Origin of the sequence: Campylobacter sp. BCW_4319, assembly GCF_001764435.1 — a bacterium.
GTDB classification, from domain to species: domain Bacteria; phylum Campylobacterota; class Campylobacteria; order Campylobacterales; family Campylobacteraceae; genus Campylobacter_D; species Campylobacter_D jejuni.
Genome location: NZ_MKAQ01000002.1, coordinates 1 through 26354, shown reverse-complemented (window position 1 = coordinate 26354; position 26354 = coordinate 1). Strand labels below are relative to the sequence as shown.

Here is a 26354-nt window from a genome sequence, read left to right as displayed (position 1 = left end):
AAAAATGCTTATAAAATTTAAAAATCATAGTCCCAAACTAGGTCAAAATGTTTTTGTTGCAGAGGGCGCTAAAATCATAGGAGAAATAGAAATAGGAGATGAAAGTAGTATTTGGTTTAATTGTGTTTTAAGAGCCGATGTTAATTTTATAAAAATTGGCAAAAGAACCAATATTCAAGATCTTAGCACAGTTCATGTTTGGCATAGGGAATTTGATGAAAAAGGAAAGTTAAAAGATGCTGGTTTTCCTACAATAATAGGAGATGATGTAACTATAGGACATAATTGCGTTATCCATGCTTGTGTGATAAAAAATCGTGTTTTAATCGGAATGAATGCTGTTATCATGGATAATGCTTTGATAGAAGAAGATAGCATAGTGGGTGCTGGAAGCGTTGTAACAAAGGGTAAAAAATTTCCGCCACGCTCTTTGATACTTGGAAATCCTGCAAAATTTGTGCGTGAATTAAATAATGAAGAAATAAACTTTCTAAAACAATCCGCTTTAAATTATGTGGATTTTAAAAACGAGTTTTTAAAAGATCTTCAGTGATATTTTGAAGTTTAGGCGAGAGTTTTACTTCAAATTTCACAAAACGATCAAGATCTAAAAAATTCTCATCGAGTTTTGAAATTTGCTCTTTTGTATAATCTTGAATAGTATTTAAAGATGACTTTTTAAGAAGTCTTTTTTCTTTGTAGACTAATTTTAAAAGTTCTTTGCGTTCTAAATTTTCATCTTGATTTGGGTTTTCGTCAAAAACATAAAGTTCATCAAAAAGGATTTTTTGCGTGTTTTTATCATAAACCCTAAAAAGCTTTTTAAAATGAGGTAGGGTTGATTTTTCGTTATTTTCGCTGATTTTGATTTTAGGTTTTATGCCTTGATCTTCTAAGGCTGCGAGTTTATAAACGCAACTAAAAATAGGGTCACTTGAAGCAGTGATCAATCTTTCACCTACACCAAAGATATCAATAGGTGCATTTTGTTCTTTGAGTTTTTTAATGCTCCATTCATCAAGTGCGTTAGAAACTATGATTTTACATTTTTGAAGTCCTGCTTGATCAAGTTCTTGTCTGATTTTCAAACTCAACTTAAGTAAATTTCCAGAATCTATTCTCACGCCGCCTTCTTGAATACCAAATTCTTTAAAAACTTTAATCGCATTTTTAAGTCCGCTATTTAGACAATCATAAGTATCAATCAAAAAAACAGGATTTTTTGGATAAATTTTCACATAAGCTTTAAAAGCTTCAAGTTCATTTTCAAACATTTGCACCCAAGAATGTGCCATAGTTCCATTGATAGGGATATTATAAATTTTTCCTGCTAAAGTACAAGCACTTCCTATGCAACCTCCTATAAAAGCTGCTCTTGCTCCTTTTAAGGCTGCTTCACTTCCTTGTGCTCTGCGTGAACCAAATTCTAAAATTTTACTGTCTTTAGCTGCACGCACGATACGATTGGTTTTGGTAGCAATAAGGCTTTGGTGGTTTAAACTTAAAAGTAAAAAAGTTTCTAAAAGCTGTGCTTCTATGGTTGTAGCTTTAACGCAAAGTAAAGGTTCGTTTGGAAAAATCACTTCTCCTTCACGCATAGCATAAATTTCACCCTTAAATTTAAAGTTAGCTAAAAAATCTAAAAATTTTGTATCAAAAATACCTTGTTTTCTTAAAAATTCTATATCTTCTGTATCAAAACTCAAATTTTCAACAAAGTCTAAAATATCTTCAAGACCTGCAAAAATAGCAAAAGAACCTGAATCTGGAATTTTTCTAAAAAATATATCAAAATAACAAATTTGATCTTTTTTATTGTTTTTGAAATAGCCTTGAGACATTGTAAATTCATAAAAATCACAAAGTAAGGCTAAAGAAGTTTTAGAAGTCATCAAAGCTTATACTACCCTTAGAATAATTCGTTACTTTACTTTCAAAGAAATTGCTCTTTTGATCGTTAAATTTTGAAAAATCATCTACCCATTTAATAGGATGTTTTGCATTATATAACTTATCTAAATTGATCGCACTTAATCTTTGATCTACAAGATAATGGATATATTCTTCTATGATATCATCAGTAAAGCCCATGATTTGATTTTGAGTGATGTATTTACCCCATTTGATCTCAAGATCTCCAGCTTTTTTAAACATATCATAAATTTTATTGATATTTTCATCATGGAATAAATCAGGTCTTTCTTTGCGTACTGAATTGATCATATTTTGAAATAATAAAAGATGTGTGATTTCATCTCTTTGGATAAAGCGGATCATTTGTGCTGAACCTAGCATTTTTCCTGCACGCGCAAGTGCGTAAATAGCAGTAAAACCACTGTAAAAATATACTCCTTCTAAAATTTGATTTGCCACCATAGCTAAAAGAAGTTTATTATCATCTACATCGCCTGCTAATTCTTCATAAATGCTTGAAATAAAGTCATTTTTTTCACGCAAAGTTTCATCATGCTTTTCCATTTCATAAATCAAATCTGTATTATCGCAAATCGCTTCTACCATAACAGCGTAAGATTTTGAATGGTTTGCCTCTTCATAAGCTTGGCGTGCTAAAACTGCATTGATTTCAGGAGCTGTGATGTAAGGGTTGATATTGTCTGCTAAATTATTGGTTTGAAAACTATCCATAGAAATAAGCTGACTCCAAACCAAATCATACATTCTTTTTTCACCTGCAGTTAAATTACAGCGATAATCAAGTGCATCTTTAGTTGTATCCACTTCTTTTGGAAACCAAGTATTTGCTTCCATTAAATCCCAAAGTTTTAAAGCCCAAGTATATTTTGCCTTAGTGAAATTTAAAATTCCATGTGGGTTACCATCAAAAACTTTACGATCTCCTAGAGTTTCGTTTGAGCTTGGATTGTAAATTCTTTTTCTTTGCATTTTTAACCTTTCTTTATGCTTTGGTAACTATACAACTTTGAGTTAAAATATCGTGTAAATTTAAACGATCTTTTCTTGCAAAACTGACAAATAAACCAAAGAGTAAGCCAAAACTTATAATAAATATCACATATCTTAGTAAAATTCTAAGAAAACTTAGTTTCTTTCCCGTTTTTATATCAATAAGATATAAATCATATGCTTTAAGACCCGGACTTTGTGCCTTTTTTGTTAAAAAAATAGCTTGAATCAAACCAAATAAAAAAGTACATAAAGTTGTGATAAAATGGTTGTTTAAAAAAGCTTCTTTAGAGCCTAATAGAAAATAAAATAAATACAAAATAGGAACATAAATAAGAAAAATATCTATAAGCAAAGCTCTAAATCTTAGCCATCTAGAGCTAATTTTTGCTTTAGTTTTCATTTAATTTCCACGACTTCCTGGTTTTATAGCTTTACTCCCTTTTTTACAAAGTGGGCAATTTGTTTCATCATAAATTTCAAATTCAAAATTTCCTAGAGTAAAGAGTGGTAAATTTTCAGGTAATTTCGCATTATCTTTTCTTGGAGATTTTAAATTTTCTACTGCACAAAAACCACGATTTGCCAATGCTGCAAAACCTACAACAATGCCACCTAAACTTTCAATGATTTTTGCACTCTCTAAAGCACTACCACCTGTAGTAATGATATCTTCACAAATTATAAATTTTTCACCCTTTTTTACTTCAAAACCACGTCTTAAAGTCATTTCTTTATTTACTCTTTCAGTGAAGATAAAACGTTTGCTACAAGCTCTTGCAAGCTCATAACCTGCTAAAATTCCACCTAACGCAGGAGAACAAATGCTGTCAAATTCTATCTTATAGCTTGCAATAATCTTTGCAAGTTCATTACAAAGTTTTGCTGCTAATTTTGGATCCTCTAAAACTTTTGCACTTTGAAGATAAAATTGCGAATGTTTACCTGAACTTAGTAAAAAATGCCCTTCTAAATAAGCACCACAATCTTTATAAATTTGCTCTAAATTCATCGTTAAACCTTTAAAAGTTCACTTTCTTTGCTTTTTACACTCTCATCAATTTTTGTTGTATAGGTGTCGGTAAGTTTTTGCACTTCATCATAAGCTTTTTTTGCTTCATCTTCGCTTATTGCCTTATCTTTTTCTAGTTTTTTAACTGCATCGTTGGCATCTTTGCGTATATTTCTTATAGAAACTTTTGCCTTTTCACCCATAGCTTTAGCTTGCTTTACGTTTTCTTCTCTTTGCTCTCTAGTCATCGGAGGGAAAAATAATTTTACACTTTCGCCGTCATTGTTTGGATTGACACCGATATTTGCAGCTGCAATAGCGCTTTCTATGGTTTTTAGTAAAGGTTTTTCCCAAGGAGTGATGCTAATAGTTGAAGCATCACTTGCTAAAACAGTTGCTACTTGATTTAAAGGAGTTTGAGTTCCATAATAATCCACTGTAATATGATCTAAAATATGGATATTAACTTTTCCAGTTCTTAAAGTGGTAAAGTCTTTTTTTAAGGCTTCTAAAGATTTTTCACTTTGGGTTTTTTGTTTGTTAAAAATTTCATTTAGCATTATCATTTCCTTTAATTATTTACTTGAATTAACATCGCTTGGAAGTTGTGGTGCACTTGGAGCGATAGAATTTGTGTTTGGGGTAGTAGGCACAATAGGAGCACTTGGAATAGTAGTGTTGTTGTTTTCTACTTTAATTTTCTCTGCTAAAGAGTCCTTGCTAGCTTTATTGTATAAATAACCAAGACCAATAGTATTTGCAATAAGTAAAATTCCCATGACAAAGGTAAATTTTGCCAAAAATCCAGCCGGTCCTTTGGCACCAAATAAACTTTCATTGCTTCCACTATAAGCTCCAAGTCCTATACTTGAACTTTTTTGAAGTAAAACTGCTATACAAATAACTACAACGATGATAAATTGTAAAATGATTAAAAGAGTGATCATTGAAAATTCCTAAAAGTTAATTTTTAAATGATTATTTTAACTAAATAAAACTTGAAAAGTTTTGAAACTTGAAAAGTTTTTGTGAGAAAAATCCCACAAAAACTTATCTGCTATTGAAGCTTCTTAAGATATTAAGTAAAGATACGAAAAGATTAACAAAATCAAGATAAAGTGCTACTGCACCTTCGATTGGAGTTTCATAATTTCCGCGGATAATATTTTGCGTATCATAAAGAATGTAAAATGAAAATAATATTGCAGCTACTGCTGAAATAGCTAGATTAACTATACTGCTTTGGAAGAAAAGGTTTAGTAAAGATGCTGCTACAATAACGATCAATACTATAAATAAAGCTTTACCCATAACAGTAAAATCTTTTTTTGTATTCATAGCAAATACACTAAGTCCTGCAAAAGCAACTGTTGTTAAAGCAAAAGCTTGAGCGATGATAATTCCTCCAGCTGGTAGAGCTAAAACCGAAATAAGCAAAGGTGTAAGCGTTAAACCTGAGCAGAAAGTAAAACCAAAAAGTAAAACAAGATTTAATGGAGCCTCTCTTTTTTTCCATTGCAAAGCAAATAAAAGTCCGATTTCAACAGCAAAAAGGATCCAAAAAGTTACTTGTGATTGTATAAAAAATGATGCTAAAGCAAAAATTCCTACATACGCACCTACTGTTGCAGCTAATAATGAAGCAGCAAAAAGTTGATAAGTTTGTTTAATAAAAATACTTAATTCGCTTGAGCGTGTATTTTCAAATTCTTTTGATCTTGAGTAGTCTCTATCATAAAGACTCATAAAATTCTCCTTGTAAAATTGTTAGATTTTTTAAAATCTTGAGCGAAATCTAACATATTAGACTAAATAAAAAGTTAATTTATATAATATCTTATGCTTAAATGAAATCTTTGCTGAAATTTTGTTATAATTTCAAGATTTTAGTTTCAGGTTGGTTTTATGGAAAATCTTATTAGCGGTGCGATTAAGTTTATGCAAGAAGACTTTAAGGAGCATGAAGAACTTTTTGAAAGTCTAAAAAATAAGCAAAATCCCCATACTCTTTTTATAGGTTGTTCTGATTCTAGAGTAATTCCAAATTTGATCACTAATACGGGTCCAGGTGAGCTTTTTGTAATACGAAATATTGCAAATATAGTTCCACCTTATCGCGTTGGAGAAGATTACTTGGCGACAACTTCAGCAATAGAGTATGCTTTAAATTCATTGCATATTAAAAATATCGTCGTTTGTGGCCATAGTAATTGTGGAGGTTGCAATGCTCTTTATTATTCTGATGAAGAGTTAAATAAAATTCCTAACGTGAAAAAATGGCTTACTATGTTAGATCCGATAAAAAAAGATGTAATGATTTTTGCAAGAGACGATTTGGCTATGCGTTCATGGCTTACAGAAAAATTAAATTTAGTAAATTCTTTGCAAAATATACTTACTTATCCAGGCGTGCAAGAAGCTTTAGATGAAGGAAAAATAGAAGTACATGCTTGGTATTATATTATAGAGACAGGTGAAATTTATGAGTATGATTTTAAAGCAAAAATTTTTACTTTAATACAGGATAGGAAAGTTCAATGAAAAAAATTATTTTTAGTTTATGTTTTTTTATTTTATACCTTGGAGCACAAGAATTTAAATTTATTGATGCGAATATTAGTAAAGAGGATGAAGGAATTTATGCTTTAGTTGAAAAATATGTTGATCTTAACAATCAAATTAAAGAATTTAAGAAAAACAATGATGAAAATTCAAGCACTTTTAATGGTATTTTAAGTGAATTTGAAAAAGACAAAAAGACTATTTTAGCAAAAATACCCGATATGATAGTAGGACAAAAGATTAATGAAGAGGCAGTGGCTAGATTTTTAAAAGCAAAAGAAAAATTACTAGATGTTCAAAAAAAGAATATTAATAAGCCTTATATTTATACAGATGCCACTCTTAATCTAGTTTATTTTAATATTGTGGAAAGTTTTTATTCTTCTTTGTTTGAAGTGGAAAAACTTTTTAAAAATACAGCAAGTAGTGAAGATTTGATTGCTACTGTTGATAAAGCAATGGAAAATTTACAAAATTCTTCTAGTATAAATTTAAACAGTTTTAAAAGCAAAATTACAAATCCAGAAGAATTAGAAAAAATTACCCTAAAAGAAAGATATATCAGTAATGCTGTAGATTCTTATTCTGAAATTCTTAAGTATTTACGCTCAAATGCAGATTTGCTTGAAAGTAATTATATTTTTTCATTACTTGAGCTTCAAGTTTGGATAGATCGTATAAATGAGGCAATTGGAGTAGGTTTCATTAATATCGGAAAAATAGTAATTTCTGCTTTGGTTTTAGCATTTTTTATATCTTTAAGACGTTTTTTTGCAAATATAGTATATTTTTTCCTTGTTCAGCTTTTTTATAGAAATAAAAATGATGTAGATGATATTAAAGTCATTTTTATTGAGAATATTAAAAAACCCGTAGGTTTCTTGTTGATTGTCTATGCTATTTCTCTTTGTCTTACTATAGCAACTTATCCTGCACCTTTGAGTGTAAATTTAAGTAATTTTTTTCATATAGTTTATGCAGTTTTAATTGCATGGCTTATTTTAAGAATGCTTGATGGTTATGGTGTGGTATTGGTTTCTAAACTTGCTCAAAAAAGTGGAAAAAAAGAAGTTGTAAATTTAATTATTAAAATTTTATATTTTGTCATTATTATCATAGCTTTATTATATATTCTTGCTCAACTTGGTTTTAATATTTCGGCTATTATTGCATCTTTGGGAATTGGTGGTTTAGCTGTTGCTTTAGCGGCGAAAGATATCATTGCAAATTTCTTTGCTTCTATACTCTTACTTTTTGATAATAGCTTTAATCAAGGAGATTGGGTAGAGGTTTCAGGCATAGAAGGAACCGTGGTTGAAACAGGACTTAGAAAAACTACTATTAGAACTTTTGATAATTGTCTTGTATTTTTACCAAATTCAACTATTATGGGAGCTAATATCAAAAATTGGAGCAAAAGACGCATGGGTCGCCATGTTAGAATGTATTTGGGTGTTGGTTATGATGCTACTCCTGAAAAACTAGAACAATGTGTAAAAGATCTAAGAGAATTTTTGCATACAAGTGATTTAGTAGCTCACGATGAGGATAGTGCATTAAAATATGGCGATCATACAACAAAATATCGTCAAAATCTTGTATCTATTAATGATTTAGAAGGCTATAAAAATGCTTGTTATGTGGCTTTAAGTGAATTTGCAGATAGTAGTATTAATATAGAGCTTTATTTTTATATCAAAGAAATAGGTGGAAAAGATTTTAGAGAAGCTAGACAAAGTTTAATGCTTGAGTTTATGCGTATAATTGAAAAAAATGGTTTAACCTTTGCTTTCCCAAGTCGTAGTATTTATATAGAAAATTTACCACCCCTTGATTTGCAAGCAAAAGCTATAAAATAGCAAGATTTTATCTTGCTATTTTTTTTAAACCGGCATAACGCGTATATTTGGACTTAATTCTTCTTGTAAAATTGTTTCAATAGCATAAAGTGTTGCACCACTTCCACTAGAACAACCACTACAAGCACCAAGATAACGAATATAAACATCAATTGCTGCACCTTCAGCCTTTTGTATATCAATCACTTCCAAATCTCCGCCATCATTATGAAGCATAGGGCGAATTTCAGCATCTAAAACACTTTCAACTGCTTTTAATTGTCCCACTACGGTCATTTCATCAAAAGCCACATCACTTTTCATTGTATTTTTGAGTTTTTCTCTATCTATTTCAGCTCTAGTTTCAGCTAAAATATCTACAAGGTAATAATCTCTTTTTTCATGTCCGCCTGGTTTGATACAGGATTTACAAAAAGCACCCGCTTTAGTATATTGTGTGATTTCTTCTACGCTATGCAAATCATTAAGTTTAATCACTTCTTTAATAGTTCCAAGACTTACCCTAGCACACTCGCAAACTATAATTTGATCTTCAAAATCTTCAGGACTTATACCTTTATAATGCGCTGCTGCTTGTTTGATTACATCATAAGCCATAACCGAACAGTGCATTTTTTGAGGTGGAACAGCTGGAGTTTCTGGATTGTCACGCATAGCAAATTCCACATCTAAATTTGTGATTTTTACTGCTTCATCTACAGTTTTTCCTATACAAAGATCCACCATAGTATCACTACTTGCTATAGCTGTACCACAACCAAAACTTTTAAATTTTGCATCGATAATTTTATCAGTTTTTTCATCTACAAGCCAAAAAAGTCTTACTGCATCGCCGCAACTTTCTGCACCAAAATCAGCTACGATCAATTTTGCATTGCGTGCTTTAGCATCTTCTTCACTAAATTCTCCCATATGTTGAGGATTATTCATTCTATCTTGAACTTTTTGTGAATACTCATCCCAAATGGATCCACCAATTAAACTATTTTTTCCCATTTTTCATCCTTATTTGTAATTATTTGGATTATAAGCATAAGTACAAGAAATTGCTCTTAATCTCTGTGTTGCATTTTTAATTTGTTTTGCTGCATAATCAATTTCTTCTTCAGTATTAAAACGTGACAAAGAAAGCCTTAAAGCTGTATGTGCTAAATCATGCTCCGCACCGATAGCTTCCATAATAGGATTGCTTTCTAAAGCTTCACTTGCACAGGCTGAGCCCGTACTTGCAGCTATACCATTTTTATTTAAGTCCCAAAGCATTGCTTCGCCTTCAACACCTTTAATACTTGCTAAGATTGTATTAGGCACACGGCGTTCCCTTTTTCCAACCACTGTTGTATCAGGCAAGGCTAAAATTTGATCTTCTAGTTTATCTCTTAAACGGCGTATATGAGAATCTTCAAAATCAAGCATAGTGTTTGCAATACGCAAAGCCTCACCCATAGCCACTATGTAAGGTACATTTAAAGTTCCGCTTCTACGACCACCCATGTGTTCTCCACCGTGTAAAAGTGGGGTAAGTTTAAGTCCTTTTTTTATAAAAAGTCCACCCACACCCTTTGGTCCATGAAATTTATGTGCCGAAAATGAAGCAAAATCAACTCCTACTTGAGTTAAATTAACCTTTATTTTACCTACTGCTTGAGTAGCATCTGTATGAAAAAGAGCACCAAATTCATGTGCAAGTTCTGCCATCGCTTTAATATCAAAAATCATACCTGTTTCATTATTTGCCCACATAACACTTACAAGTGCTGTTTTATCGCTAATCACTTTACGCAAATCTTCTACAGTAGAAACCCCTTCTTCGTTTACAGGAAGTTCTATAACTTTTACTCCAAGACTTTTTAAAAAATAAGCAGCAGCAGTAACAGCAGGGTGTTCTACACTAGAAATAATCACTTCATTGCGTTCTTTATCTAAAATATGATCAAAATACACACCCTTAAGCACCCAGTTAATGCTTTCTGTCGCACAGGAGGTTACAACTATATCATCTAAGTCATTTGCTCCAAGCCCCGTATAAAGTTTATCCAAAGCTTCTCTTAAGGCAGGATGTGTTGCGCTTCCATATTGATGAAGGCTATTTGGATTTCCATACATATCCTTTAAAAAAGGTAGCATCAACTCATAAGCATTAGGATCAAGCATTGTCGTTGCGTTGTTATCTAAATATACTTTCACTTTAAAATCCTTAATTTATCCTTAATTTTAATTAGGATATTTTTTATCTTTATTTGAAAATGGATAATAACAAAAATTTATAAAAATTAGGTTAAAAATTATAACAAAAATAAAATGCTAAAGTAAAATTTTAAAGTGAAATATTTTGTGAATTTTATATAGCAAAAATGAGAAATACTATTTCTTAAATTTTTCTTCGTAATACTTTACTATCTTTGAATCTTCTTTGGCTGTATGTTTAAAGATAAAATCTTGAACAACGAGATTTAATTTTTCGGTCATTATATTTACAAATTTAGCTTCACTGATGATAATTTCTTCAATTTCTAAGATAATTTTTCTATGAATTCTTGTATGATGGTTGATATAAGGATATCCTATTTCTCTCATAAAGGCTTCTTCATCTGAAAAATGTCTATTGATCATTATCAACAACTCTCTTAAGACAATTTTTAATTCTTTTGTTCCAACATGACGTTGGTTCATTAAAGAGAGTTTTTTAGAAATTTCAAAAAGTTCTTTATGTTGATGATCTAAAAGATCATTATTCATTGAAATAATTTTTTCATTATAAGTCATGGTTTTGAGTATTTTTATATTTATATTTTTCGAGAGCGGATTATAATGCTATAATACTTAAAATTTTATTAATTAATTATATAAAAATTATTATTATTAAAGTATTTATAATTTATATATTTTTTAAAAAATTATTTTAAACCATCACAGACATATAAGAGTTTAAAATTTTATTTATATTTGCTTGTTTTTGACGACGATCTAAAAAATTTTCTATAGAGTTAGAACGTAGTTGATTTGCTTCTTCTAATCTTTGCGTATCTTGACTTTGATTTTGATATTGTTTTTTAAGAGCATCAAAATCATTGCGATTTTGATCGATATAAATTTGAAATATTGAACTTGAATTTGCAAATTCTCTTAAATCCATATCTTTTTGGTAGTTAATATATTGTTGAAAAAATACAGATAGTTTGTCTTGAGTGCTTGTTTTTTTATCTACGCCATTAACATAAAGATAAAGATCAAAACTCATCTTTTTTTCATTTTCTTTTTTGATGTAATCTTCTATATCTGTTTCGCCCTTGAGAATTTTTTGTAAATTTTGATGAGAGCTTAGTTCTAAAGTGGCAGGTTTCATAAAAAAGTTAAATTCTTTTTCGTTTTGAGTTTTTATATCATGGTAGATAAAATTCATTAAAAGACCAGATTTTGATACTTCTGCATTTTTAGTTAAATAAGGTTTTAAAATTTCATTAGAAGAAGTATTTTCTATGGCTTTATCAAAATGAAAATTAGTTATTTTATTATCTAACATTAAAGTATTTAAATTTGTGATATTGCTTAATGCCAAATCAATTTCTTCTTGATTGTTGTAAATTCTTGAAATTTGGCTTAAAAATTCTCCATTATCTGTTGAAAAACCTGATGATAGTTTTGAAATAAGATCGCGACTTAAATAAGCATTATCATCTTGTAAAAATTCTGAATTTATAGATTTTAATGAACTATGATAGCTATTTAAAAGATAAGGTAGATCAATTTTATTGTAGTTTAAATTTTCATCTTGTTTTGCGAGTTCTTTTGCTATGCTTCTAACGCTTTTAATGTTGATATTATAAGATTCTGGTATATTTGCAATTTTATTTAAATCTTTATCAAAAAAACCTTCTTCATTGATTCTAAATCCAAATTCACTAGCATAAGTGGTGTTGTTAAAAATATAGCTTAATTGTTCTAAGCTATTTTCATTTCCTTCTTGATCTAAGGCTTTGCTATCTTTAATCAAATTTAGAGCAGAGCTATTCTGCAAAGGATTAGATAAGGTTAAATTTTGATATGGATTTGCCGAATTTATAGTCATTTTAAATCTTTCCAAAATATTGCTGATTTTTTATAAGCAAAAGGTGTGCCAAGTTTTTTAAAAATTAAATTCAGTCAAAAATTAGAAAAAATTTGATAGTATTTAGCTTTTCTTTTAATTTGAAAAATAAAAATTTATCTAAATAAGGAAAGCGTATGCCAAAGATGAAAAGCGTTAAAAGCGCAGTTAAACGCTTCAAAGTAGGTAAAAATAAAATCAAAAGAGGCTCAGCTTTTAGAAGTCATATTTTGACTAAAAAACCTGCAAAAAGAATGCGTGATCTTCGCACAGCTAAATATGTGCATAGCACAAATGTAAAAGCTGTTGAAAAAATGCTAGGAATTTAAGTTTTTGACTAAAAGTCATTCAAACTCCCCTCTGAGATAAAATTTCAAGGGCAAGCTCCAAATTTGGACGCCACTTTATGAAAGGAAATAAAAATGGCAAGAGTAAAAACAGGTGTTGTTAGACGCCGCAGACATAAAAAAGTTTTAAAATTAGCGCGTGGTTTTTATAGTGGACGCCGCAAACATTTTAGAAAAGCAAAAGAACAATTAGAAAGAAGTCTTGTCTATGCTTATCGTGATAGACGTCGTAAAAAAAGAGACTTCCGTCGTCTTTGGATTGTGCGTATCAATGCTGCTTGCAGACTCAATGATTTAAGTTATTCAAGATTTATCAATGGTCTTAAAAAAGCAGGCATTGAACTTGATAGAAAAATTCTAGCAGATTTAGCTATGAATGATGCTGCTGCTTTTGCAAAAATTGCAGAGGCCGCAAAAAAAGCACTTTGATTTTTTAGTGTAAGAATTTCAAGATTTTTGATTCTTGAAATTCTTAATTTTTTAGCATTGATTTAATTTAGCTAGAACATCTTCATAACATTTGAGTTCATTTACATTTTTTTCAAAATCTTCGCTGACATTGCTTCTTTGTTCTAATTTATCTGAAATTTCTTTACCTGAATTTATAAGATTTGAAATGATTTTGGAAAATTCATTAGATTTATCTCTTATAAAATTCATTTCTTGAGTACTAGAATTGGAGCTTTTTGCAATGGATTGTATGGTCTGAATAACTAATTTGATAGCTCCTTCCATTTCACCTAGACCCATTTGGGTATTTTCTGAAAGTTTTCTAACTTCATCAGCTACAACTGCAAATCCACGACCAAGTTTTCCAGCTCTAGCAGCTTCTATACTTGTATTTAAAGATAAAAGGCTAGTTTGTTCAGCAATCTCTGAAATAAGATCTAAAATACTATTTAATTGATCTATATTTTCAAAGAAGATTGTACTTCTTTTTCTAAATTCATTTTTTCTTCGCTTTGGTAAAGGTTGTATTCTAGGTAGTTAGTGAAATTAGTAAAACTTTCACTAATGGTTGTAAGACTTCTTCTTATATTTTCAAGTTTTTCAAAAATTTCTTTAAATATGCTTGTATTTTTATCAATTTCTGATGTATTTTGTTTGAGTTGATTTAAGATTATTTTATTTTAATCTCATTTGTAATTTCTAGTTTTTGAGCTCTTATATTAAGATAATAGTATTTAAAATCGCTGTATTTTTGTATGAAAGTTTTTAAATATCTAGGTTTGAAATCATTAAAATTTTCAACTTCATAAAAAAATATTGCCACTAAACTTTTTGCAATTCCCACTCCATAAATTTCTCCAAAACTAGAAAAACCAACTATAGGAAAATCATTAAAATGGATTTGATTTAAATGTTCTTTGTTGTGAAGCCTTCTTAAGATACAATCGTTAAAAATTGCTCCTAGTGATTTTGGTTTATTAAGAGAAAATTTTTCATAATCTTTTTTATAGCTTCAATAAAATTTGTTTTTTTAAGCAAGCATAATTCTTGAGCGCTTTCTATATCACAATAACTAAATAATGTTTTATCTGGGTTGATTTCCATAGGGGAAATAAGATAGTCTTCTCCAATTTTTAAAGCAAAAGTATATTCTTGTATTTTATTTTTAAGTTCTTCAAAAGTGCAGTTAAAATAATTACATAAAGCTTCAACCGCGTTGATGGATTGAGAGGTTTTTTTATCAATAAATTCATGTATGGTTTTATCATATAAACTTGCATCAAGTATGGTAAAGGTAATGTTGCTTTGAGGATTAAAATTTTGAGACTTCATTAAATCAAAACGATATTTTAGGTTTAAATTGAATATGTAAGCTTAAAGCTTGATTTTTTAATATTTCTCCATTATAAAATATAAATGTTCCGCTAAAGTCCATGTTTCCGCTAGATCCACCCCCTACTAAAGCACAAGGATAGGGATTGTGTTTGTATAAAAGTTCTAAAAGAGAACTTTCGCTTTGACTTAAACCATCATAAATTAAATAATGCAAAGTATTTATGCAGTGTGCTTCAAAAGGTACATTTATAGATAAAACTTCTTTTTCTATCAGTTTTTTTTCTTTCTGTATAATCTTTTATATTGCTAAAAAGCTTGATTTTGTTTGTGCAAAGATTTTCTATCATATCTTCACTAAAAAGCATCAAACTTATTCCTTGGATATTTTGTTTATAAGGACTGTTTTCAATGTTTGAGTTAGAATCAAGGTTGCATAATAAATCAGTAGCACTGCTTAAGATGATATCACATTGTTCATTTATAGAATTTTGAATCTTATTTCCTATGATCGCTAGATTAAGTTGATACGACGCAAAGCCTATGATTAATTTTGGCTTGATATTTATTTTTTTTAATTTTTCTTCAAGTTCATTTTCTTGAAGATATAGAGCTTCTAAAACTTTTTTACTTTCTTCTTTTTTTGTTGAGCTTTTATTTTTAAAATTAAAAAACATCAATTTAACTCCATTAAAACTATTTTTTAATTACTAGTTAACTAAATCAAAATACTATAAATTCGGCATTTATTTGTAATTTTTATTATACCTTAAGTAATAAAAAAATGCAATAAGTAAATTAAAATTTAGATATAATTGCAAATTATAATAATATTAATTAAGGATAAATCAAATATGATTGGAGATATGAATGAGCTTTTATTAAAAAGCGTTGAAGTATTGCCACCTTTACCTGATACTGTAAGTAAGTTAAGAAAATATGTGAGCGAGGCTAATTCAAATATAGAAACTATGAAAGTTGCTGAAATCATTTCAAGTGATCCGTTGATGACGGCTAAGCTTTTGCAATTAGCAAATTCTCCTTATTATGGTTTTACAAGAGAAATTACAACCATAAATCAAGTAATTACTTTATTAGGCGTTGGTAATATCATCAATATAGTTACGGCTGATTCCATTAGAGATAATTTTAAAATAGATGTTTCACCTTATGGTTTAAATACTCAAAATTTTTTAAAAACGTGCAATGAAGAGGCAACTTTTATTACAAATTGGCTTAATGATGAAGATAAAAAACTTTCTCATCTTTTAGTTCCTTGCGCAATGCTTTTAAGGCTTGGTATTGTTATTTTTTCAAATTTTCTTATACAAAATCATAAGGATAAGGATTTTTTAGCTTTTTTAAATAAAAATGAAAATCTTGCTTTAGCGGAGAATGAATTTTTAGGCGTAGATCATATTTCTTTCTTGGGATTTTTGTTACATCGTTGGAATTTTGATGATGTTTTGATTGAAAGTATATGTTTTGTTCGCACTCCTCATGCTGCTCGTGAAGAAGTGAAAAAATCCGCTTATGCTTTAGCAATAACAGATCATCTTTTTGCTCCGCATGATGGCTCTTCTCCATTTAACGCAAAAGCTGCAGTTGCTTTACTTGAAGAGGCAAAAACTCAAGGAATTAATTTTGATTTAAACAATCTTTTATCTAAGCTTCCTAGCAAAGCTAAGGAAAATTTAAACAAAGAAGATTAAAGAGCCTTTTTAAGGCTCTAAATTGTAGTGATGAAAAGTTTAATCTTACCTCCTAATGAATTTTTAGATCACTATATTTTAAACGCCGAATTTCATCGTTTTGCTGGAATTTCAAAAAATGCTTATAAATTTTGGAAAAATGTAGAAATAGGTAGATATCAAGGAACAAGAATTATATTTTTGCATAGAAATTGCATTTTAGAAAAACATCAGCAAGCTTTAAGGCAATGTAGTGGTTTAAATGGTTTTGTATTGGCAAGTGCTTTTTGTTCTTTTACTGGATTAGCCCCCTCTCATTTAGTGGAAAAAAATAATTCTTCTATTTACAAACTTTTAGAGCTTAAGGAGATTTGTGGGATTAAATTTGTTAATCTAAAAAAATTTTATGATTTTTTAGGGCTAAATTATCATCAGCATATTTATATAGAAAAATGCCATTTTTTTAGCCCAGCTCCTTTTGAAAAGCGTATTAAAATCACTGAGAGTATGTGCGTTGGGTATTATTAAGATAAGAAAAAATAAATGCACATAGCAAAGCTATAATAGCCAAAAAGAAAACATAAATCCCCAAAGAAAAACGCCAAAAATTACTTAAATTATCTAAGGCAAAACTATGTAAGAAAAAAGCAAGTTGCGGAGTTAAACCTCCAGCTATAGCATAAGCAATATTATATGAAAAAGAAAGTCCTGAAAATTTAATTTTTGCATCAAATACTTCACTCATTATTAAAGGACAAAAATTCATCACTCCGCTAAAAAAACATACAAGTAAATATAAGCAAGCTACTAGGTTAAAATCAGCATTTTGTCTATATAGAGTATTAAAATAAAGCAAGCTTACAATTCCAAAAAAAACACTAAAAAATACACAAGATTTGATAATGCCTATTTTATCCGCTAAAATTCCACTTATAATACACCCTAGGCAAATAAGTAAAATTCCACCTATTTGAAGATAGGTTTGTATAGAAGTGTTAATTTGAAGTATTTTTGCCATATAGCTAGGCATAAGCAAAATCATTACAACAATGCAACCTGTCAAAACCCAAGTAATCATCATGGAAAGAACAATTCCCATTTTAGCTTTTTTAAACACTTCTTTTAAAGGAAATTTTTCTAAAGCCTTGTCTTTTTTCATTTGTTCAAAAACAGGAGTTTCTCTTAAAAATTTTCTCAAATAAGCAGAAATAATCCCAAAAATTCCACCTAAAAAGAATGGAATTCTCCAAGCCCATTCATGAAGTTCTTCTTGGGTATAAATTTTATTCATAATTAAAAAAACTAAACTACCTAATAAAATTCCACCTACAACTGAAGCGGTTAAAATTCCCAAATAAGTTCTTTTTTGACCTTGTGGTGCGTGTTCGTATACAAAAACCCAAGCTCCAGGAAGTTCTCCACCTATAGCAATGCCTTGACAAATGCGTATAAAAACTAAAAGCACAATACAAAGAAAACCTATGCTTTCATAATTTGGAATAAAAGCTAGAGTAAAAGTTGGAATAACCATTAACAAAATACTAATCATAAACATTCTTTTGCGTCCAAATTTATCTCCAAAATGTGCCAGTATCACACCCCCTAAGGGACGCGTTAAATATCCAGCCGCAAATATTCCATAAGTATTAAACATTTGCCAAAAACTACTTAAATCTTTTGGAAAAAAGTTTGTTGAAATATAATTTGCAAAAAATACAAAAATAATAAAATCATAAAATTCTAAAGTTCCACCTAATGATGAAAGTCCTAAAACTTTTATATCTTTTTGGTTAAGGGTTTTGCTCATTCTTAATCCATCTCATAAAAATCATCATCATTGTTATCATCATCGTATTCATAATCATCATCATCGTAATTATGATTTTTATGGTGATTTTGTGGATATTCTTCATCTTCGTTTTCATAATCATCGTAATTTAAATCTTCTTCATCTTCATAAGCCATTGTTTTCTCCTTAAATAAAAATACAAAGCTTATTTTATCTTAAATTTGTTTGGTTTTGCTATAATTTTTATAATTTTTTAAAAGGTGAATTTATGAAATTAAGTCATTTAGATGAAAAAAATCATCCTAAAATGGTAGATGTAGGCGATAAAAATATTACTTCAAGAATAGCCACAGCTAGTGGTATGATATATATGAGTCAAGAAGCTTTTGATGTAATTAAAAACAATACCGCAAAAAAAGGTCCTGTTCTTCAAACAGCTATTATTGCGGCTATAATGGGAGCTAAAAAAACAAGTGAAATTATTCCTATGTGTCATCCTTTGATGCTTTCTAAAGTCGAAACTGATATTATGGAATTTGTTAAAGAATGTGCATTTAAGCTTATTGTAACAGTTAAGTGTGAAGGTAAAACAGGGGTTGAAATGGAAGCTTTAAGTGGAGTTAGTATAGGACTTTTAACTATATATGATATGATCAAGGCTATAGATAAATCAATGAGGATTACGGATATAGTGCTTGAAAGCAAAGAAGGAGGTAAAAGTGGTAAATTTGTGCGATCTTAAAAAAGAACCTCAGATCAATTATCCTACTTTTTGGGATTATAAGGTGATTTTTGAGGTGCATGTTAGGGCAAGTGAAATTTTTCAAGAAATTTTAGGCCAAAGAGAATATAAATTTGAACATTCGAATTCAAGTGCGAGTGGAAAATATCAAAGTTATTTATTAAATGTTTATGTTGATAGCAAAAAAGATCGTTTGGATATATTTGATAAATTAAAAGCTAAAGCAAAATTTGTACTTTAAGAAAGAAGGAAAAATGAAAAATACTTTAATTATTTTTGAAAATTCTTTATCAAATCTCGGTAAAGATGAAGCAAGTGATTTGCTTGAAGACTTGAGTTTTAATCTTGCGTATAAGCAAATTTCACATAATCCTCATGAAACAAAAAAAGTTTTAAATTCTCTTTTGGTTGAATTTTTAACTATTTTGAAAAAACTTGATTTTTTTGATGATGAAAATGTTACAAAGGTTATCAAAGCTTTGGTTAAGGCGAGTATTGTAGATGCTCAAAATTCGCTTTATGAGTATATTAGCGAAGCTGAATTATTAAACAAACAGATTGAAAATCAAAAAAATTTGATTAAAAATCAAATCAGTGATAATTTTTTTGAATTCGAGAATATTTTACAAGAATGTTCTTTTTGTGATGAATTTAGCGGTGGTTTAAATGATGCTATTTTATTTGATATAGAAATGCTTGGAATTTTAAAAGAAACCGCTGAAAGTGCTTTTTTAACTACATTAGAAAAGGCTGAAGATATAGAACTTACAAGTAGTGAAATAGCTAAAAATCTCGTATATAATGCCATTTGTGAAGCTCATTTTGAAAAAGAAAGAATTTTAAAAATTTCAAGTATTATTTTAAATACCGCTTTTGAAATAGCTAATGAATCTATGGCTTATGCAAAAGATCTTTGCTTAGGTGTGATTAAAGGCACAAGAGATGGTATTGTTTTAGCAATGGAAAAATTTAAAGCTTCATTAACTTATGCAAATTTTGAAGAAGATGTTAGTTTAAAAAGCAAAGAACTAATAGGTATAGAAGATGATTTTATTGCTCTTTTAAAAAAAGAGATTCAATTGCAAAATGATCCTTGTAAGAGTATAGTTGAGAATTTGCTAGAACATGAACTTGATAATCTTTTTGCTAAATTTAGACGTCTTGCAGGTGAAAGCAGAGAGCAACTAATATTAGTTTTAAATGATATTAAGAAAAATCCAAAGATTAATGATTTTAACAAACTTACTCAAAGAAAATTAAATCGTTTTAAACAAGAAATTTTTGAATTAGAAAAAATTGCTAGTGAAAAATACAAAGATTTAAATTCTAAAAAAGCTAAAAAGCTCGGTGTAAGACTTTGGGAAAAAGCAAAAAAAATTGTTAAAAAATAATATCCCATTTTTTGGGATATTAAATATCTATTTCTATACCTACAGGTGCGTGATCAGAGCCAAAAATATCATCTCTTATGAAAGCGTTTTTAAGTTTATCTTTTAAACCCTTTGAAATGAAAAAATAATCAATCCTCCAGCCTACATTTCTTTCTCTTGCTTTCATTCTATAGCTCCACCACGAGTATTTTTCTTTGATTTCACCATTAATTTCTCTAAAAGTATCTATAAAACCAAGTTTTAACAAATCATCAATCCAAGCTCTTTCTATAGGTAAAAAACCTGAAGTATTGGCATTGGCTTTTGGGTGGGTAAGATCGATTTCTTTATGAGCGGTATTGACATCACCGCAAATGATAATTTCAAACCCATCCTTTAAAAGTTTATCCAAATATACTAAAAAATCTGCATAAAATTTCATCTTAAAATTTAAACGCTCTTCATCTTTTTGACCATTTGGAAAATAGATATTAAAAAGTGCGATATTTTTAAAACGGTGTTCTAAAACCCTACCTTCTTCATCATCAAAAAATTCGCATTTTTTTACTTCGCTATCAAAATTACAAAGACTCATTACCCCAGAATATCCCGCTCTTTTAGCAGAATTAAAATACATGTGTTTAAAAGGATATTCATAAATTTTTTTAGGAAATTTATCTTCATGTGCTTTGATTTCTTGAAAACCTATAAAATCAATTTTTTCTTGTGCTATCCAATCAAGTGCATTTTTATCACAAATAGCTCTTAAGCCATTGACATTCCATGAAAGTAGTTTCATTATTTTCCTTAAAATTTTCATTAAAAGTGTAAATCATAACATAAAAAGATTTAAAACTACAATCCATTTAAAAAAATTCAATAAAATTAAAAGCTTAAATTTGAAGGTGGGATTTATATGCTTAGATTAACTTGGTTTCAGTTTACTTTTTTTAATTCTTTGATGATTGTATTATTGAATTTTAATTTATTTTATTTTGTGTATGAAAAAAATACACAAAATTGGTTTATAACTTTTGTTTTTATTGTGGCCTATTTTGCACTTGTTCACGTGATTTGCTCTTTGCTTTTTATAAAGTTTTTTACTAAATTTTTTTCTATATTATTTATAATATCATCTTTTTTAAGTGTTTACTTTATTAGTTTTTATGGGGTGCTTATAGATTCTGATATGATACAAAATGTTGTTCAAACAGACATTAAAGAAGTAAAAGATTTGTTAAATTTAAAATTGATCTTATTTATTGTTTTGGCTTTATTATTGGTTTTTTATGTTGTTAAAGTAAAAATTGATTATTATGGTAGTTTTAAATCCCATATAAAAATTAAAATTATCAATATAATATCAGGTTTGATTGTTGTTTGTGCAGTTTTAATCCCTTTAAGTAAAACTTTCTTGCCTTTTTTTAGAAACTATAATGAAATAAGAATGTATAATACTCCTTTTTATCAAATTTATGCCGTATATCGCTATTATGTTCGTTTTGTGAAAGCTAAGCCAGAATTTAAAACCATAGCTAATGATGCTTATAGAGAAAACAATCACACTAAAAAACTTTTAGTTTTGGTAGTGGGTGAAACCGCTAGAGCGGCAAACTACTCTTTGGGTGGATATACTAAAAATGATACCAATTTTTATACCAAAAAAGATAATGTAGTCTTTTTTGATAATTTTTCATCATGTGGAACAGCAACAGCGGTAAGTTTACCTTGTATGTTTTCTATTTCTAAGCGTGAAAATTATTCAAGTTCAGAATTTCAAGAAAATGCGATGGATGTGCTTTATAAAACAGGTGTAGATGCTGCATGGTTTGATAATAATTCTGGTGGTTGTAAAGGGGTTTGTGATAGATTAGCTTATAAGCAAAAGCTTTCTAGTGATTTGGATGAAAATTTACTCATTCCTTTTAAAGAAAAATTAAATCATTTAAGTGATCAAAATATAATAGTTCTTCATTTGCAAGGTTCTCATGGGCCAACTTATTATAAACGCTATCCAAGTGAATTTAAAAAATTTACTCCAACTTGTGATACTAATGAACTTTCAAAATGTGATAGCGAGGCTTTAATCAACACTTATGACAATACTTTGCTTTATACAGATTATCTTTTAAGTGAGATTATAAAACTATTAAAAGAGCAAAAAAGCTATGAAAGTTCTTTGTTTTATCTTTCAGATCATGGCGAAAGTTTGGGTGAAAATGGTATTTATCTTCATGGTATGCCTTATGCTATAGCGCCAAGTTATCAAACTCATATTCCTGCTATTTTTTGGAGCAATGATGAAAAATTAATGAATTTAGCTAAAGAGCATAAAGGTTTAAAACTTTCTCAAGATAATCTTTTTAGCACTCTTTTAGGATATTTTAATGTAAAAACAAGTGTTTATGAGCCAGAATATGATTTATTAAATCCTAAACTTAAGGCAAATCCATGAAACCTAAATATCATTTTTTAAATAACGCAAGATATGCTTTAGAAGGGCTTTTTGCTTTATTTAAAAATGAAATGGCGTTTAGAATTGAACTTTGCATTATTATCCCTGCGATAGTTTTTAGTTTTTTCTTAAAAGTTAGTTTTTTGGAGCATTTGTTATTGATAAGTGTCTTAATACTTATCTTAATTGTAGAAGCTTTAAATTCGGCTATTGAAGCTTGTGTTGATTTGATTACAAATAAATGGCATGAAAAGGCAAAAATCGCTAAAGATTGTGCGAGTGCGGCAGTGTTTTTTAGTGTGCTTTTAGCTCTTTTTGTTTGGGGCTTTATTTTATATAGTATTTACTTATGAAATTTGAAAATTTAATACGAGAAATTTTAGGAAAAAAGCGTTTTGAATTGTTAAAATTTTTATGTGAAAATGCCGATGAGAATGGTTTTATTATGATTAAAATCAGTGATCTTGAAGAAAAATTACATCAAAGTAAACCTACCATCATCGCTACTTTTAAGTTTTTAGAAGAAAAAAAACTTTTTAAGCGTCTTAAAAATGGATTTTATCAGCTAAATATAGGAGGCAAAAATGATACTTAAAAATCCTTTGGATATGCATTTGCATTTAAGAGATAATCAAATGTTAGAACTTATTGCACCTTTGAGTGTAAGAGATTTTTGTGCAGCTGTGATTATGCCAAATTTAATCCCTCCGCTTTGCAATTTAGAAGATCTAAAAGCTTATAAAATGCGTATCCTTAAGGCTTGTAAAGATGAAAATTTCACTCCTTTAATGACACTTTTTTTTAAAAATTATGATGAGAAATTTCTTTACAGTGCTAAAGATGAAATTTTTGGCATTAAGCTTTATCCAGTAGGAATTACAACAAATTCAAATGGTGGAGTTTCAAGTTTTGATATAGAGTATTTAAAACCTACTTTAGAGGCTATGAGTGATTTAAATATTCCTTTGTTAGTGCATGGAGAAACCAATGATTTTGTAATGGACAGGGAAAGTAATTTTGCTAAAATTTATGAAAAATTAGCCAAACATTTTCCACGACTTAAGATTGTTATGGAGCATATTACCACTAAAACTTTATGTGAACTTTTAAAAGATTATGAAAATTTATACGCGACAATCACTTTACATCATTTAATCATCACTTTAGATGATGTTATTGGAGGTAAAATGAATCCTCATCTTTTTTGTAAGCCTATAGCCAAGCGTTACGAAGATAAAGAAGCCCTTTGCGAACTTGCTTTTAGTGGTTATGAAAAAGTTATGTTTGGAAGTGATAGTGCGCCTCACCCAAGAGATACTAAAGAGTGTTGTGGTTGTGCCGCAGGTATATTTAGCGCCCCAGTGATTTTACCTGTTTTAGCTGAATTATTTAAGCAAAATAGCTCAGAAGAAAATTTGCAAAAATTTTTAAGCGATAATGCTTGTAAAATTTATGATTTAAAATTTAAAGAAGATAAAATTTTAACTTTAGAAGAAAAAGAATGGCAAGTGCCAAATGTTTATGAAGATAAATACAATCAAGTCGTGCCTTATATGGCTGGAGAAATTTTAAAATTTCAATTAAAACATTGATTTCCCACCTTAAAGGTGGAAAATTTAAGCTTTATTTACAAGAGCATCTCTGATATCTATAACAAGATAGATTACAAAAAAACTTAAAAATAAAGCAATAAAACTGACTATCAGCGATAATAAACCAGCTAAAAATCCAATGCTAAACATCATAAAAAGAGAATAAAGCAAAGCTACAACAAAACTTATCGCTGCAATTGCATCAAGAATCAAGCGTCCAAATTTGATGATTAAATTTTTAACCATTAAAAACTCCTTTGAAATAATGAGTGAAATTGTAATAAATATCAGCTTAATATTTTTATAAGTTATTTATAATTAAAAGTTTTATTTTAGATTCTATAGTTTCAATAATATCATTTTCAACAAAAGAACTTACAGCTTCTTTAGAAGTTGTGATTTTGTTCATGCTTAAATGCCATAGAGCATTTTCTATAGCCTCTTCTTTTGTTCTTTGGACTTTGCGTGTTTCATCAAAAACAATCTTATGAAAAAATATATTTTTTTCTAGTAAATAATTTTCTAAATCTTTTTTATAAAAACCTTTAAATTCAGTATTAAAATATTTAAAAATCGGATCTAAAAAATCACTTTTTCTATAATCAGCCCAACCAAGATAAATTTTTATTTTGGCTAGATTTAAGAAATTTGTATAATCTTTTTCATTTTGTAAAGCAGGAGACATACTTAAAAATGCAAGATCAAATTTAACATTAGGATTGTTTTGCATCCAAGTTTCAAAGCTCAAATTTTCGCATTTTATATTGTTAAGATTTAGTTTTTTAGCATCTTCTTGTAAAATTTCAAGCATAGTATTTGCACTATCTAGGGCTAAAATTTCTTTAGCTTCTTTAGCTAAGTGTAAAGTCCAAACCCCAGTTCCACATCCTATATCTATAATGCTTTTATTTTGAAAAGAAATATTTAAATTTTGTAAATATTCAAAAGTTTGCTTTTGTATGGTGTTTAAAGTGTTTTGATATCTTGCGTAAGTTTTGGCCTTTTTATCCCATAAATTCATATATTTTCCTTGATAAAATATATAAAATCATAGCATAAATTTTTAAAATTCAAGCCCTTTTTTGGGCTTGAATGACTAATTAAAACCTTTTCTTCTTAACATCTTCTAAGATATTATTAGCTATATCACTTACTGTACTAGAAATAATAGCTGATTCATTAGCAATTTCAACATTATCTTTAGTAGTTTGATCAATTTGAGCTACGCTATCATTGATTTGAGTGATACCTGCAGTTTGTTCTTTAATACTTTCTGCCATATCATTGATAGATTGAACAAGTAAATTAGTATTAGCTTCAATTTCTGATAAAGACTTTTGAGTTCTTTCAGCTAACTTTCTAACTTCATCAGCTACCACTGCAAAGCCTCTACCATGTTCTCCAGCACGAGCTGCTTCAATAGCTGCATTTAAAGCTAAAAGATTGATTTGATCTGCAATATCACCTATAATACCTGTAACATTTTTAATCTCTTCAGATTGAGTGATAACATCACTAGTTTTAACTGAAACATTTTGCATAGAAGAAGTGATCTCTTCTAAAGCTGCTGCAGTTTCTTCTAAAGATTGAGCTTGAGAATTTGAAGAAGTGGTTAAGCTTTGAACAGCAGTTTGTAATTTTCCACTTTCATTAGCTAAAGCATTAGCAAAGTCTGAACTTTGTTTTAGCATTTTAACTATTTCATCACCTAAAGCATTAGTAGTTAATTCTACACTACCGCTAGCATTTTCTAATTTATTTCTAAAGTCTAAGCTTTTGTATTCTTCAAAAATTTTATGAATAGCATTCATATCAGAACCTACTCTAGCTTGTAAAACATCAAGAAGTTTATTTAGAACATTTTTAAGTTCAATCAGTTGTGGGTTTCTTGGATTAGCAGTAATTCTTGCTGTTAAATTACCACCTTCTACAACTGATACGGTTTGAACTGATTCTTTAACGGCTTGATTGTCTTGTTCTAAGCCTCTTTTAGTAGCAAGAATGTTTTCATTGATAGCATTTGAGATTTGTCCAAATTCATCATTGCTTTTTACTTCTATAGTGGAAACATTTTTTGTTTTATAGTTGATAAAATCAAAGAATGAAGTTAAACCTGTTTGGATAGCTGCAAGTGGGGAGAG

32 protein-coding genes and 3 pseudogenes are annotated in these 26354 nt (G+C 29.1%); 15 read left to right on the top strand and 20 right to left on the bottom strand.

Annotated features, from left to right (window positions below):
• The first annotated feature begins 4 nt into the window (after window positions 1–4).
• Window positions 5–553 carry a gamma carbonic anhydrase family protein gene (locus AJN56_RS00520; RefSeq protein WP_002874919.1) on the top strand — a complete coding sequence of 183 codons (549 nt, stop codon included), beginning with the start codon at window positions 5–7 and terminating at the stop codon, window positions 551–553.
• Here AJN56_RS00520 and AJN56_RS00515 read toward each other — a convergent pair.
• The 7 genes from AJN56_RS00515 to AJN56_RS00485 all read right to left on the bottom strand — a co-directional run bounded on the left by AJN56_RS00515 (window position 522) and on the right by AJN56_RS00485 (window position 5683).
• On the bottom strand, window positions 522–1895 hold the full coding sequence (locus AJN56_RS00515) for a nicotinate phosphoribosyltransferase (protein WP_079264023.1): 1374 nt from the start codon (window positions 1893–1895) through the stop codon (window positions 522–524). The genes AJN56_RS00520 and AJN56_RS00515 overlap by 32 nt on opposite strands.
• Window positions 1882–2904 carry a ribonucleotide-diphosphate reductase subunit beta gene (locus AJN56_RS00510; RefSeq protein WP_002851758.1) on the bottom strand — a complete coding sequence of 341 codons (1023 nt, stop codon included), beginning with the start codon at window positions 2902–2904 and terminating at the stop codon, window positions 1882–1884. The genes AJN56_RS00515 and AJN56_RS00510 overlap by 14 nt, the downstream gene beginning before the upstream one ends.
• 13 nt (window positions 2905–2917) lie before the next feature.
• Window positions 2918–3328 carry an RDD family protein gene (locus AJN56_RS00505; RefSeq protein ID WP_002854288.1) on the bottom strand — a complete coding sequence of 137 codons (411 nt, stop codon included), beginning with the start codon at window positions 3326–3328 and terminating at the stop codon, window positions 2918–2920.
• Window positions 3329–3937, bottom strand: a complete 609-nt coding sequence (pyrE, locus tag AJN56_RS00500) for an orotate phosphoribosyltransferase (RefSeq protein ID WP_002869259.1) — start codon at window positions 3935–3937, stop codon at window positions 3329–3331.
• 2 nt (window positions 3938–3939) lie between these two features.
• The gene (frr, locus tag AJN56_RS00495) at window positions 3940–4503 is read right to left on the bottom strand and encodes a ribosome recycling factor (RefSeq protein ID WP_079254178.1); all 564 of its coding nucleotides are present in this window, start codon (window positions 4501–4503) and stop codon (window positions 3940–3942) included.
• Window positions 4504–4512: 9 nt separating this feature from the next.
• Window positions 4513–4884, bottom strand: coding sequence for a preprotein translocase subunit SecG (secG, locus tag AJN56_RS00490; protein ID WP_002851915.1), 372 nt, complete (start codon window positions 4882–4884; stop codon window positions 4513–4515).
• Window positions 4885–4987: 103 nt separating this feature from the next.
• The gene (locus AJN56_RS00485) at window positions 4988–5683 is read right to left on the bottom strand and encodes a Bax inhibitor-1/YccA family protein (RefSeq protein ID WP_002851668.1); all 696 of its coding nucleotides are present in this window, start codon (window positions 5681–5683) and stop codon (window positions 4988–4990) included.
• A 159-nt stretch (window positions 5684–5842) separates the two neighbouring features.
• Between AJN56_RS00485 and AJN56_RS00480 the strand changes: the two genes are divergently transcribed.
• Window positions 5843–6478 (top strand): carbonic anhydrase, encoded by a 636-nt coding sequence (locus tag AJN56_RS00480; protein ID WP_002851887.1) that lies wholly within the window; start codon window positions 5843–5845, stop codon window positions 6476–6478.
• On the top strand, window positions 6475–8358 hold the full coding sequence (locus AJN56_RS00475; protein WP_002882285.1) for a mechanosensitive ion channel family protein: 1884 nt from the start codon (window positions 6475–6477) through the stop codon (window positions 8356–8358). The genes AJN56_RS00480 and AJN56_RS00475 overlap by 4 nt, the downstream gene beginning before the upstream one ends.
• Before the next feature lie 24 nt (window positions 8359–8382).
• Here the strand turns inward: AJN56_RS00475 and AJN56_RS00470 are convergent, their stop codons facing one another.
• The 4 genes from AJN56_RS00470 to AJN56_RS00455 form a co-directional block, all read right to left on the bottom strand.
• The gene (locus AJN56_RS00470) at window positions 8383–9354 is read right to left on the bottom strand and encodes an iron-sulfur cluster assembly scaffold protein NifU (protein ID WP_002840050.1); all 972 of its coding nucleotides are present in this window, start codon (window positions 9352–9354) and stop codon (window positions 8383–8385) included.
• Window positions 9355–9363: 9 nt separating this feature from the next.
• Entirely contained in the window at window positions 9364–10545 is a 1182-nt protein-coding gene (locus tag AJN56_RS00465; protein WP_002882286.1) for a NifS family cysteine desulfurase, read from the bottom strand.
• A gap of 177 nt (window positions 10546–10722) precedes the next feature.
• Window positions 10723–11124, bottom strand: coding sequence for a hemerythrin family protein (locus AJN56_RS00460; RefSeq protein ID WP_009881923.1), 402 nt, complete (start codon window positions 11122–11124; stop codon window positions 10723–10725).
• A 136-nt stretch (window positions 11125–11260) separates the two neighbouring features.
• Window positions 11261–12427, bottom strand: coding sequence for a hypothetical protein (locus tag AJN56_RS00455; protein WP_002882716.1), 1167 nt, complete (start codon window positions 12425–12427; stop codon window positions 11261–11263).
• A gap of 155 nt (window positions 12428–12582) precedes the next feature.
• Here AJN56_RS00455 and rpmI point away from each other — a divergent pair, with 155 nt between their 5' ends.
• Both rpmI and rplT read left to right on the top strand, forming a co-directional pair.
• Entirely contained in the window at window positions 12583–12774 is a 192-nt protein-coding gene (gene rpmI, locus AJN56_RS00450) for a 50S ribosomal protein L35 (RefSeq protein WP_002777995.1), read from the top strand.
• A 93-nt stretch (window positions 12775–12867) separates the two neighbouring features.
• Window positions 12868–13221, top strand: a complete 354-nt coding sequence (gene rplT, locus AJN56_RS00445; RefSeq protein ID WP_002851731.1) for a 50S ribosomal protein L20 — start codon at window positions 12868–12870, stop codon at window positions 13219–13221.
• Window positions 13222–13272: 51 nt separating this feature from the next.
• Here the strand turns inward: rplT and AJN56_RS08825 are convergent.
• A pseudogene (locus AJN56_RS08825) lies at window positions 13273–13656 on the bottom strand (methyl-accepting chemotaxis protein); the annotation flags it as partial.
• A 126-nt stretch (window positions 13657–13782) separates the two neighbouring features.
• Between AJN56_RS08825 and AJN56_RS08820 the strand changes: the two are divergent.
• Entirely contained in the window at window positions 13783–13905 is a 123-nt protein-coding gene (locus AJN56_RS08820) for a hypothetical protein (RefSeq protein WP_257056731.1), read from the top strand.
• A 7-nt stretch (window positions 13906–13912) separates the two neighbouring features.
• Here the strand turns inward: AJN56_RS08820 and AJN56_RS08815 are convergent, their stop codons facing one another.
• Window positions 13913–14065, bottom strand: coding sequence for a hypothetical protein (locus tag AJN56_RS08815; protein ID WP_167561446.1), 153 nt, complete (start codon window positions 14063–14065; stop codon window positions 13913–13915).
• A 310-nt stretch (window positions 14066–14375) separates the two neighbouring features.
• Window positions 14376–14945: pseudogene (locus tag AJN56_RS08810) on the bottom strand (FIST N-terminal domain-containing protein).
• Window positions 14946–15428: 483 nt separating this feature from the next.
• On the opposite strand from AJN56_RS08810, the gene cheP reads away from it, so the two are divergent.
• Window positions 15429–16286, top strand: coding sequence for a cheVAW transcriptional regulator CheP (gene cheP / locus AJN56_RS00430; RefSeq protein ID WP_002922676.1), 858 nt, complete (start codon window positions 15429–15431; stop codon window positions 16284–16286).
• A 27-nt stretch (window positions 16287–16313) separates the two neighbouring features.
• Entirely contained in the window at window positions 16314–16793 is a 480-nt protein-coding gene (gene cheQ / locus AJN56_RS00425) for a cheVAW transcriptional regulator CheQ (protein ID WP_002854628.1), read from the top strand.
• Here the strand turns inward: cheQ and AJN56_RS00420 are convergent.
• Both AJN56_RS00420 and AJN56_RS00415 read right to left on the bottom strand, forming a co-directional pair.
• On the bottom strand, window positions 16762–18072 hold the full coding sequence (locus AJN56_RS00420; protein WP_009881964.1) for an MFS transporter: 1311 nt from the start codon (window positions 18070–18072) through the stop codon (window positions 16762–16764). The two genes, cheQ and AJN56_RS00420, sit on opposite strands and share 32 nt — an antisense overlap.
• Before the next feature lie 2 nt (window positions 18073–18074).
• The gene (locus AJN56_RS00415; RefSeq protein WP_009881966.1) at window positions 18075–18230 is read right to left on the bottom strand and encodes a highly acidic protein; all 156 of its coding nucleotides are present in this window, start codon (window positions 18228–18230) and stop codon (window positions 18075–18077) included.
• A gap of 92 nt (window positions 18231–18322) precedes the next feature.
• Between AJN56_RS00415 and moaC the strand changes: the two genes are divergently transcribed.
• Genes moaC through AJN56_RS00400 form a run of 3 tightly spaced genes read left to right on the top strand, consistent with a single transcriptional unit; the run spans window position 18323 to window position 20187 of the window.
• Complete coding sequence (moaC, locus tag AJN56_RS00410) at window positions 18323–18796, top strand: cyclic pyranopterin monophosphate synthase MoaC (RefSeq protein ID WP_009881967.1); 474 nt, start codon at window positions 18323–18325, stop codon at window positions 18794–18796.
• Window positions 18774–19037 (top strand): DUF493 domain-containing protein, encoded by a 264-nt coding sequence (locus AJN56_RS00405; protein WP_002869152.1) that lies wholly within the window; start codon window positions 18774–18776, stop codon window positions 19035–19037. The genes moaC and AJN56_RS00405 overlap by 23 nt, the downstream gene beginning before the upstream one ends.
• Window positions 19027–20187 carry a hypothetical protein gene (locus AJN56_RS00400; RefSeq protein ID WP_079254179.1) on the top strand — a complete coding sequence of 387 codons (1161 nt, stop codon included), beginning with the start codon at window positions 19027–19029 and terminating at the stop codon, window positions 20185–20187. The genes AJN56_RS00405 and AJN56_RS00400 overlap by 11 nt, the downstream gene beginning before the upstream one ends.
• Before the next feature lie 19 nt (window positions 20188–20206).
• Here AJN56_RS00400 and AJN56_RS00395 read toward each other — a convergent pair whose 3' ends face one another.
• Window positions 20207–20965: an exodeoxyribonuclease III gene (locus AJN56_RS00395; RefSeq protein WP_002869154.1), complete on the bottom strand. Its 759-nt coding sequence runs from the start codon at window positions 20963–20965 to the stop codon at window positions 20207–20209.
• A 117-nt stretch (window positions 20966–21082) separates the two neighbouring features.
• On the opposite strand from AJN56_RS00395, the gene eptC reads away from it, so the two are divergent.
• Genes eptC through pyrC form a run of 4 tightly spaced genes read left to right on the top strand, consistent with a single transcriptional unit; the run spans window position 21083 to window position 24213 of the window.
• The gene (gene eptC, locus AJN56_RS00390; protein ID WP_002857292.1) at window positions 21083–22621 is read left to right on the top strand and encodes a lipid A/FlgG phosphoethanolamine transferase EptC; all 1539 of its coding nucleotides are present in this window, start codon (window positions 21083–21085) and stop codon (window positions 22619–22621) included.
• Window positions 22618–22974: a diacylglycerol kinase gene (locus AJN56_RS00385; RefSeq protein ID WP_002857432.1), complete on the top strand. Its 357-nt coding sequence runs from the start codon at window positions 22618–22620 to the stop codon at window positions 22972–22974. Before eptC ends, AJN56_RS00385 begins: the two co-directional genes overlap by 4 nt.
• Entirely contained in the window at window positions 22971–23216 is a 246-nt protein-coding gene (locus AJN56_RS00380) for a replication/maintenance protein RepL (protein ID WP_002857332.1), read from the top strand. Before AJN56_RS00385 ends, AJN56_RS00380 begins: the two co-directional genes overlap by 4 nt.
• Window positions 23206–24213, top strand: a complete 1008-nt coding sequence (gene pyrC, locus AJN56_RS00375; RefSeq protein WP_002869155.1) for a dihydroorotase — start codon at window positions 23206–23208, stop codon at window positions 24211–24213. Before AJN56_RS00380 ends, pyrC begins: the two co-directional genes overlap by 11 nt.
• Before the next feature lie 31 nt (window positions 24214–24244).
• Here pyrC and AJN56_RS00370 read toward each other — a convergent pair.
• The 3 genes and pseudogenes from AJN56_RS00370 to AJN56_RS00360 form a co-directional block, all read right to left on the bottom strand.
• Window positions 24245–24459, bottom strand: a pseudogene (locus tag AJN56_RS00370) (hypothetical protein).
• 55 nt (window positions 24460–24514) lie between these two features.
• Window positions 24515–25234, bottom strand: a complete 720-nt coding sequence (locus tag AJN56_RS00365) for a class I SAM-dependent methyltransferase (protein ID WP_002857630.1) — start codon at window positions 25232–25234, stop codon at window positions 24515–24517.
• Between the two features lie 79 nt (window positions 25235–25313).
• The coding region (locus tag AJN56_RS00360; RefSeq protein ID WP_002867986.1) for a methyl-accepting chemotaxis protein at window positions 25314–26354 on the bottom strand (1041 nt) is incomplete at its 5' end.